This is a genomic window from Pseudomonas sp. Leaf48 (genome assembly GCF_001421885.1).
Lineage (GTDB): Bacteria > Pseudomonadota > Gammaproteobacteria > Pseudomonadales > Pseudomonadaceae > Aquipseudomonas.
Window position 1 is genome coordinate 1 of sequence record NZ_LMLH01000025.1, and the last position, 7,911, is coordinate 7,911.

Genomic DNA, 7,911 nt, shown 5'->3' on the forward strand with positions numbered 1-7,911 from the left:
GGCGGCTTGCTGCAGGGCGCTGAGTGAGGTCTGCAAATGGTTGATCTGCACGCGGTTGCTGATGAACGACAGCAGCAGGCCGGCGCCCCAGACCAGGGCCACGGTCAACGCCACGCCATAAGCGATGCGCGGGGCGCTATAGCCCAAGCGACGGCTCGATTGTTTGGGTTCGCCGAGCACACCTTGCCAGGCCGGGTCCATGGGCCAGAAGTGATCGTCTTCGTTCTGCGATATAGCGGTGGCGAGCAACGGCAGGCTGAACCACAGGCCGCGCAACGGCACCTCCTGCTTGCCGGTCCCGAACCACGGCGTCAGCGCCTTGCGCCAGCGGGCCACGCCTCCAACCTCCAGGTCCCGCGCCAGACGCACCAGAAAGTCATGGGCCATCACCTTGTTCATCTGTGCCCAGCCTTCCTGACGCAGGGGGCTCAGCAGACTGTGCAACGACGTTTCCAGCTCCGTCGCGGTGAGGCGTGACGGCAGTGCACAACCGACTGCCTGGCTTGGGCGTTTGTCCTGCACCCAGTTACTGGCACAGACCTGCCACAGGTGCAGCGGCAGCGACCAGCCGAGCGTGTGCGCAAAGTCCTGCAGATGATCCACACCGTGGCGCAGCGCAGCGTTGTCGGCGCTTTGCTCGGCACCAAGCGCCCATACCACGCCGTCGAGGGCACGCCAGCGGGTCAGGCGACGGCAGCGCTCGATCACTGAATCATCCAGCTTGTTGCGCACGCTGCCGCCCCAGAGCAGCACAGCACCCTCGTCCACCAGCCAGCGTTTCTGTTTCAGGCCAGGGGCAATGGCTTCGATCTGTTCGGGCTCACCGACGATCAATAAGAGGCGGACTTTACGGTGCCAAAAGTGTCCGTGGTGCTTATACAAATGAACATGGATATCGTTGCGATCAGACTGGTTTCGGTCCGCCCCTGGAACAAATTCCCCAAGCTTGTGCTGCACCCGCGAGAAGAGCTCCAGTGCCGCGAGCTTCCTGACCGCCAGAACGACAAGGCTTTCCAGGAACAGCACCACCAGGCACGCCGCCAGCAGCCATGCCATGAGCGTCCCCCGTTCAGCTGTTGTTTTGACCCCGAGAATCGGGTTATCCACCCAGATCAACAAGCCACCGATGACAAACAGGCAAAGCACCACGATCCAGACACTGACTTGTTTCATGACTAATCCTTATCAATCATCCAGCTGGCCGGACGACGCACCATTGCGGCGAAACGTCCTGCAGCATGATGAGTTGCGGTTGGCTCTGCGCCACCGCGTATTCACTGGCAATGATGAGCGCTAGGTTGCCGACCGCACGGCCTGGCAAACCGAACGCATCATCGATCATCTGGCACCGATCGGTGGAGTGGGGTTGACCGGCTGCACCCAAGGCAATGTTCAAGTTGCGCAACCGATCGCCGGGTATCTGGGTCTGCCAGGCGAAACAGGACTCGCCATCGCGCTTTACCTGCCCCCAAAGGAGCGCATCCTCAAGAGAATCCCCCTCATCGGTCATGACAACCGGGCGGTGCACCCAGGCATCCGGCACCACCTTTTGCCCCACACACCACTCGGGCTGCGCAAGCAGCAGGATGGAGACTGACTCCGCCTGTTGGGCCGTGGGCTGTTGAAACAGCTGCACCTCCACAGACAGAACCAGCGCTGGAGGCGACGGGTCGTCCAGCCAGGCGTCCAGCCATACCAAGCCGTCGTCGTCGACCACCGCCACTTGATCGACCGTCCAAGTCTCCCCTGCACATTCGCGCCAGAGCGCCAGGACCTGCTCGTCGTCCAGTATCCGATTGTGTTTGATGCGCAGGCGCAAAGGCGTATTACCCACCAGACGCTGCAAATCCTCATCAAAACCAGCGATCACCTGCCGGAAATACTTCGTCAAACGCTGCGTGTAATCCTCCAGCGTGTAACGCTGGGCCGCTGGCTTCAATTGACTCAGGCGCAGCGTCGTATCCGAGTCGGAAAGGTAGGTCGGCTGCAGCGGCTTGCTGCCGCTACGCAACGCCTGAGCCAACCGGTTGTTGGCCGCGGGTGTACAGTAAGACGGCGTCAACAGGGCAAGCCTGCGCTGACCTTGCTCAATGAGCCCCTGTTCCAGCTCATTGAGATGCTGATTCCAGCTCTGGACAAAATCCTGTTGGCGCTCATAGGCCATGCGGCGAAAGGCAAACAGCAATAGACCCGGGATCAAGGGAAAAACCAGGACACAGCACCAGAACCACAGGGACATCTGCACCGAGTCCTCCGGCCACAGCCATATCACCAACCCTGCCCCCAACACAGCGCACAATAAAACCACCAGGCACCAGCGCCACTTGCCGGGAGGCGTCGGCTGAACGCGCTTTTGTGGTAACGCTCGCAAATCGATTGGCACCTTACAGCCTCCTCGCCCGCAGACGCTTAGTCAGCAAGGGGTGGCAATCGCCGCCTCGATGCTTCAGGCCGCCGGCGCCGCGGGACGACAGTTTGTCGCCGGTGCATACAACATCCCTCATAAAACCTCCAGATCTGCGATCTACCGTACGCAGACTCAACGCGTCAACTTGGGCAGGAACGAAACATCGACATGGAATTTCATCGGATTATTACGCTCGAAAAACACCCGGATGGTTTTGTCTTTGATGTAGCTGGAAGGATCGAACCAAAGACTTTCACTTCTAAACACATGCATCGCTGAAGACACTGGATCCAGCCATTGGCATACGATCACGAAGGGATTTTCACCATTCACTGAAATGCTGCGATTTCGCGACACGGATTGAAACTCGGCTTCTACCGCTACGCCGTTGCGCTGCAAGTAGGCCTTCCTGCGATTGCGCAATTTGCCGACTAAAAACATCACCGCTGCAACGCATGAAAAGACCACTCCCAGAATCAACATAACCAGGAAGCCACCCCAGAGCGCAGAGAAGCTGTTTATTTTTGCACTCTGCACGTCAGACGGTGAATACAACACTTCTACGCTTTCCCCGACTGAATAGGCGGGTGGATTGCTTGAACCCAAAGAGGTGAATTCCACTTGCTGACCATTGGCTGCAGTGAATTCTATGACGGGCTTGAAACTGTAAGAATCATCACTTCGAATCTTGAGTAAATCCACGACTGCGCCTTTCGTGGTAACGGCGGTTTCTAGAAATTTGTTGGTGTTCGTGTAGGATATTGCGGCGCCTGCAAGCAGGGCGACTCCAACGACGGCAAAACCGTATTTTACAAAAGATTTTATTCTCATTTTTTAAAATCCATTTAAACAAATTTTATAGGCAAATAAAAATCACTTGCCTTTAATTGGATAGCAAAATTTGGCCCAACCTCAACGAACAGAACCTAATTCAAAGGTTCCGAATTATTGACAACACACCGCGCTGTTTTTGAGCTTAGATAAGCCAACTCATTATCAAACAGACGACCGCTTGGATCAGCAGCTGCTCTATGAACATTCACACCGCCCCCCCAAAACGGATTGGCAAGTTCTTGGCCACGGACAACTTTCGTATCGCGCCCAAAATAGTCCTTGTGCATGGGGCTGTCCGGCCCTTGTGGATCCTTCAGCGGGGATTTTTTATAATAGTCCGGATCATACCAATCTTTGACCCACTCCTGCCCGTTATCGGACATAGAATACAAACCGAGCGGATTTGGCGGAAAGCTATCTACAGGTAATACTGTCAAACCCTCGGTCCTCCACCCCATCTCCTTGGCAAAGGCTTCACGATCCCACGTCGTGGATATATTGATTCCTCTACGGCCCTCTTCGCCGTTTCTGGCCTCACGAGCAACCTTGTAAGTCCCATCGTCCGTTGCCACCATCAAAAATTGCCCACGGCTACGCGCAGCGTATTCCCATTGAGCTTCCGTTGGTAATGCGAACGGTAGTGAACTGATATCCGCCAACCAATTGCAGTACTCATTAGCTTCATGCCAATCCATGTGAGCTGGGTTTTTTGGTGAAATACTGAAGGTTTTAAACATACTTCCAGCGACATCCTGACGAAGCTGCATCCCGTTGTATTTCAAGTAAAACTGGAACGCAAGATTAGTAACTTTAAACCTTTCAATTGAGTAGCCTGTCAATTGAACTTGGTGAAGGGGCTTACTATCCTTATCTGCGTCGTAAGGCAATTTTTCAGGCCCGAATTGCGCCCCATAATCGCCCATCATAAAGTCCCCACCCTCGACATAAACCAAATTACCTTTCAGGTCGGCAATAAATTGCTCCAGATCCAGCGCCACTCCTTCCTTCTTTAGTAATTCGACTGGCTTTTCAGACTGCTCACATCCAACCAGCAAAAAAGCAGACAACCAGACCACGACTAAATTTTTCATACTTGCCCTTACTCCTTTTATCACACCAACTTGACTGAAGAATCCTCACAAGGGCCGAACGATCACTTCGTAGGATAATGAGGATTGGGGCTAGAGTTGAGTCTATAGTAGACAGTATCATTCATAGCTAGCGCGTACCCCCACGCAATTTCCGCTTTCAGATTATTGTAAATGGCAGCAATCTCCTGTTTTGCCTTATACAAATCCTGATCGCGATTTATTCCTTCCTTAAGAAAATTGATCAATTGCTGTTCCTGCCGTTCCACTACCAAGGCCTCATCATCATTACTGGCTAAATTTTTTCCATCTGGCGCCATTCTGCAGAACACTTTATTCCACTCGGAGATTGTTTGAATGCTTTTAAGCACCCATATCACTGCTGCCTTTCGGTCGCCATATAAATCGGGAACAAAACCATCTCCACGATTCCCCGCATCCAAATGGTCCCATATACCGTGACGAGTAAGTACATAAAGCAAAATCCCCTTTGACTCTGGCGTGAGTAGCAGAAGACTTTGAGACTGATTAATAATATTTTTGGAAAGCTGATTTCTCCGCTTTGACGCCCCAAACCTATCCTTACCCTCATTAATTGCGGAACTTATAAATCTGTCAAACTCTGAAGCAACAGAACTAACACCAGCCGACAACTTCACCAAGACCCCATACACATCAGCCCTGGTGTCACCCAATCGAACAACACAATATTGGCTATAAGCCTTAAATGCCTCCTTATCCACCAAATCAAAAAACCCATAATCCAACCGATACAACTGATAAATCAACCAAGCCCCAAACTCCACGATGTTATTTGTCCCTACCTCACAAATAACACCGCCCTTAGCCCCTGCCCCCGCCAGCCCGGCAATGCTGCCGCCGATACTGCAAAAATCAGTGTATTCCCCACTGGACTGCAGCAACCCTGCCACGCTCGAATTCAAGTCCGCAGGCGGCGTGGGTTTGAGCCATTGCAAGCTGCCCTTGAGGCTGCCTTCCACCCGGGCGCCGGCGAAGCCTTGGGCGGTAAGGGTCAGGCCTTCGTCTTCGGCGGCCATTTGCTGATGGAACACTGCGCCGCGGGTTTTTCGTTCGCTGAAACGGGGCAGGCGGCCACCGGGTTGGCCAGCGAGCAGTTGCTGATCGCCCTGCATCACGACCTGCAGTTGCCCCTCCAGGTGTACGGAGGCTCCGATGAACCCGCTCAACTCGGGAGTCAGGCACAGGCGCAGCATGCCCATGTTGAAGTCGACGCCTTTGGCGTTGGTGTAGCGCAATGCCCAGCCAACCCGATCAGGGACGAAGGCGTTGAAACTGACCAGGCCCGAGGCCAGCGTCAGGCTGCTTTTGGCTTCTCCCTTGAAGGCAACGTTGCCCTTTTGCACATCAAATTCGCCGCTGGCGCCAACATTGGAAACAAAGCGCATGAACTGTGCGCCACGGGTCACGTCGACGTTGGCGCCGAGCTTCTCTGTGCCCTCGTTCAGGCTGTGGTTCCAGCTTTCCGCCCAATCGAACAGCACGAAGTCTTTTTTCAGTTCGTCCAGATCGAAATCCGAGCCGGTCCACTTCAGCACATCCTTGAGGTCCAGCTTGATTTTCGGCCACTCCAGGGACGTCAGTTGCTCGGCAAGTTTGCTGGTGGATATCAGCGTGTTGCCCTGTTTATCCTTGCTGAAGATGCTTTCCTTCGCCGACTTCTTGTCCTTGCCCTTCATGGAGACGGCGTGCAGTTTTCTGCCGGTCTGGCTCTGGCTGAAGAAACCTTTTTTCACATAGGCATAACGCTTGGGCTTGCCTCTGCGTCCGTCTTTTGCCTGAACCACGGGGATCAACTCGACAACATCGTCATAGCTCATGCCACTGGTGGAGAACTCGCCAAGTCTTTCCTTCAATGCGGCCCGGCTTTTCTCCAGTTCAGTCTCGGCCGCTGCCACTGCTCTCCTTCGCTTCTCTTCCTCCAGGGGAAGCAGGGCAGCCTTCGCCACTGCGCCGGCATAGTGTTCCAGCGCGCTGGAATACTGGGCGTTGGCCCGATGAAACTCGTCCATGCGCAGGTTCATCTCGCGCCAGTGGCCTGCAAATTTGCCCGCATGGTCGTCGGCGATGAAGATCAATTCTTCGGTTTCCGGGCGGTAGTAGCATCGCGCGGCCTGATAATAGGCAACTTGCGCTGTGTCTTTTCGGCTCAGCCGGTTTACAGCGGCAGGGGTTTCGTCCTGACTCATGTTCAGACTCCTTGATCAGTCGACAAACAGCTGAAAGTTTTGTGGGTCCAGACCGTGATGGCGCTGGGTATAACCCTCGGCATCGGTGACACCCTTTATGACACGGCCATCTGCCGTTACTATTCGATAAGGCACATAGGGCACCGGATCCTTGTCTGCCGGGTCCTTGACCTGAAACCGGCCACGCAGGGGATTGGCATAGATGGGGTCTTTGATAGCCATGGCGGTCGAAGCCATTTCCAGGGCCGCCGAGCCGCTGAAGACGACATCGTCGCTCTCGACCCGCACCCCTTCCGGCGCACCGACTGTTACGGCGCCGTTCTTGATTTTTAAAAAGGCGCCGCCGCTGGCCAGCGTGATCCCTTCAGGGGCAGTAAGAACGAGTTCGCCATTGACGCTGCAAATCGTCATGTTCTTCTCCGCCAGCAGAGTCATGGCATCGCTTTGCGCCTGGATCTCTACCGGGCCTCTCGCTGCTAAAAGCTTCATACCGAGCTTTTGCGCGAACAGGCTGATGGCTTCGCCCGCCGCCACGCTGAAGCGCTTGAGCACGCTGATATCGGCGCTGTCACCTGCTGTGGCGGTGAGGTTTTGCCATGCCGACAGTTGAATGTCGGCAGGTGTCGTCAAGGCGATACCGTCGGGTGCCGAGGCGACCAGACCGGCCTTTTCAAGGCCGCCAAGCGCCGCCATGAGTCCCTTTTGCGACTGCAGATCCGCGGCGAGAGCCCCGGATTCGACGGCACTTTGTGCCAGGGAATTCACCAGGCTCAAGGCGTTGTTGAGTTGTTCCAGTGCTGCGCTCATATCGAGCACCGGACCTTGCCCCTTGGGCTGCGCATCGGCACTGATGAACACGCCCTTGCCTGCGCGCAAACTGCCCCAATCATCGGTGCGCAGCTCAAACCCTTCCCCACGCTTCTTCCGCTCGGCATCGACCAAATGCCCGAGATTGAGCTGGCTCTTGCCCCCATACTCGGTACTGAGCTTGATGTGCTCCTGCCCCCGAGTGTCGTCCAGGCGCAATTTGTTGTTGGCCGGAGTACGCNAGATTGAGCTGGCTCTTGCCCCCATACTCGGTACTGAGCTTGATGTGCTCCTGCCCCCGAGTGTCGTCCAGGCGCAATTTGTTGTTGGCCGGAGTACGCAACACATTGCGGTGGTCGTTGCGCATGGTCACGAGGTCCGGGTGCTGGTCATCATGCAAGGCGTGGGCGATGTAGGGTCTATCCGGGTCGCCCTGTTCGAAGGCGATCGCCACTTCGGTGCCGGCGATCAGCGGCAGGTGCAGGCCGTAGGTGTCGCCGGCGTAGGCRCGGGCCTGGCGCAGCCATTTGCTTTCGCGGCCGGGTGG

At 55.4% G+C, this 7,911-nt stretch carries 5 protein-coding genes and 2 pseudogenes; all 7 read right to left on the reverse strand.

What is annotated here, in order from left to right; translation table 11 throughout:
* A pseudogene (locus ASE98_RS15905) lies at nucleotides 1-1,173 on the reverse strand (ImcF-related family protein); the annotation flags it as partial.
* A 16-nt stretch (nucleotides 1,174-1,189) separates the two neighbouring features.
* Nucleotides 1,190-2,383 carry a hypothetical protein gene (locus ASE98_RS15910; RefSeq protein ID WP_156465517.1) on the reverse strand — a complete coding sequence of 398 codons (1,194 nt, stop codon included), beginning with the start codon at nucleotides 2,381-2,383 and terminating at the stop codon, nucleotides 1,190-1,192.
* Between the two features lie 156 nt (nucleotides 2,384-2,539).
* On the reverse strand, nucleotides 2,540-3,238 hold the full coding sequence (locus tag ASE98_RS15915) for a DUF3592 domain-containing protein (protein ID WP_060542296.1): 699 nt from the start codon (nucleotides 3,236-3,238) through the stop codon (nucleotides 2,540-2,542).
* A 95-nt stretch (nucleotides 3,239-3,333) separates the two neighbouring features.
* Complete coding sequence (locus ASE98_RS15920; protein WP_060542297.1) at nucleotides 3,334-4,332, reverse strand: formylglycine-generating enzyme family protein; 999 nt, start codon at nucleotides 4,330-4,332, stop codon at nucleotides 3,334-3,336.
* A 62-nt stretch (nucleotides 4,333-4,394) separates the two neighbouring features.
* Complete coding sequence (locus tag ASE98_RS15925) at nucleotides 4,395-6,557, reverse strand: hypothetical protein (RefSeq protein WP_060542298.1); 2,163 nt, start codon at nucleotides 6,555-6,557, stop codon at nucleotides 4,395-4,397.
* Nucleotides 6,558-6,572: 15 nt separating this feature from the next.
* The gene (locus ASE98_RS15930; protein WP_201782595.1) at nucleotides 6,573-7,583 is read right to left on the reverse strand and encodes a type VI secretion system Vgr family protein; all 1,011 of its coding nucleotides are present in this window, start codon (nucleotides 7,581-7,583) and stop codon (nucleotides 6,573-6,575) included.
* 23 nt (nucleotides 7,584-7,606) lie between these two features.
* Nucleotides 7,607-7,911 (reverse strand): annotated as a pseudogene (locus ASE98_RS27780) (phage baseplate assembly protein V); the annotation flags it as partial.

Bases quoted from the DNA above. Each gene is read 5' to 3' on its own strand.
- ASE98_RS15915 (WP_060542296.1), bottom strand. From the start codon at position 3,238: ATGAGAATAAAATCTTTTGTAAAATACGGTTTTGCCGTCGTTGGAGTC.
- ASE98_RS15920 (WP_060542297.1), bottom strand. From the start codon at position 4,332: ATGAAAAATTTAGTCGTGGTCTGGTTGTCTGCTTTTTTGCTGGTTGGA.
- ASE98_RS15925 (WP_060542298.1), bottom strand. From the start codon at position 6,557: ATGAGTCAGGACGAAACCCCTGCCGCTGTAAACCGGCTGAGCCGAAAA.